Consider the following 1332-nt stretch of genomic DNA (forward strand, 5'->3'; position numbering starts at 1 on the left):
TCACATCCAGTACATCATAACTGGCAAAATTATCGGTATAGACGATGCTGTCAGGGTAAATTTTTGACTCTATTATCGGCAGTAATGTGCGTGATTTGGCATCGGGTATGACCTTGGTATACACCTTACCACCACGCTTGAGAAGCCCGAAAACAGGCACTTTTCCGGCAGCACCTCTGCCACGCTGACCTTTACGACGACCACCAAAATAACTTTCGTCCAGTTCAATCTCGCCATCAAACCAGGAGTGCCTATCTACGTGCTCGGCTATCAGCACTCTGAGGCGGTGAAAATAGTATGCAGCAGTGTTCCTGTGGACACCAACCAGCTCTGCGGCAATACGGGCTGTGGAGCCTGCAATAAACTGTTCAAGTAACCGTTCCTGTTTGTACTGACTGAGTCTGCTTTTTCTCATGGCACTATCCTAGATGATCTTAGTTATCTAGGACAGCCCCTAAATTTATAAGTGTGAATTTCTTGCCTGCTTTTTTACATGCTTCCCTAAGTACGTGTGGTGCCCATTCATCATCTTTTGGATCTTCTACAAAAACGGCCTCACCTAAAAGAATAGCCTGATAAAGTAGAACGGTCGCAGTTACGCCTTTCCCGGAACCTGTTGTGCCGATAATTGCTGCGTGTTGGGTTTTGAATTCTTTTATAGTTATGTATTGCGGCTGGTCATCTTTGTTTAAGCCAATAAAAACGCCTTTCTTTAAATCAATGTAATCGAGTGGATTATATTCTATGGGGTCGGGTAATAGCTCTTTTACTTTGCGTACATCGGTTCGGGTATTTCTCTCCAGCTTGCTTTTCTTAATCATTCGATGTTTTAGGTTGTCAATTTCTCCTGCTAAAAGTCGTCGGGCTGCAATATGAAATATTAATCCTGCTGCCGTAAATATTATGGTCATGAACCATAGAGGAACTCTAAACAATATGTTGTTGTCGAGTGACTTAAAAAAGTAGCTCAACCCCTGAATAGTTAGCGGTGATATGGTGCCGAATATAAAAAAGAAAATTGACACACACGCCACCGACTTTAACCAGAACGGGGCGTTCTGTCTTTCCTCTCGGGGAAGGTGGAATATAAAAGGTAAGGGGCTGTCCTAGATAACTAAGATCATCTAGGATAGTGCCATGAGAAAAAGCAGACTCAGTCAGTACAAACAGGAACGGTTACTTGAACAGTTTATTGCAGGCTCCACAGCCCGTATTGCCGCAGAGCTGGTTGGTGTCCACAGGAACACTGCTGCATACTATTTTCACCGCCTCAGAGTGCTGATAGCCGAGCACGTAGATAGGCACTCCTGGTTTGATGGCGAGATTGAACTG

Annotated in this window: 1 protein-coding gene and 2 pseudogenes; 1 reads left to right on the forward strand and 2 read right to left on the reverse strand. The window is 44.3% G+C overall.

What is annotated here, in order from left to right; translation table 11 throughout:
* Positions 1-415, reverse strand: a 415-nt coding sequence (locus BBW68_RS11225; RefSeq protein ID WP_148127470.1) for an IS1595 family transposase, incomplete at its 3' end; no start/stop codon positions are given.
* A gap of 40 nt (positions 416-455) precedes the next feature.
* A pseudogene (locus BBW68_RS11230) lies at positions 456-1097 on the reverse strand (helicase HerA domain-containing protein); the annotation flags it as partial.
* A gap of 40 nt (positions 1098-1137) precedes the next feature.
* Here BBW68_RS11230 and BBW68_RS16775 point away from each other — a divergent pair.
* Positions 1138-1332: pseudogene (locus tag BBW68_RS16775) on the forward strand (IS1595 family transposase); the annotation flags it as partial.

Origin of the sequence: Candidatus Erwinia dacicola, assembly GCF_001756855.1 — a bacterium.
GTDB lineage: Bacteria > Pseudomonadota > Gammaproteobacteria > Enterobacterales > Enterobacteriaceae > Erwinia > Erwinia dacicola.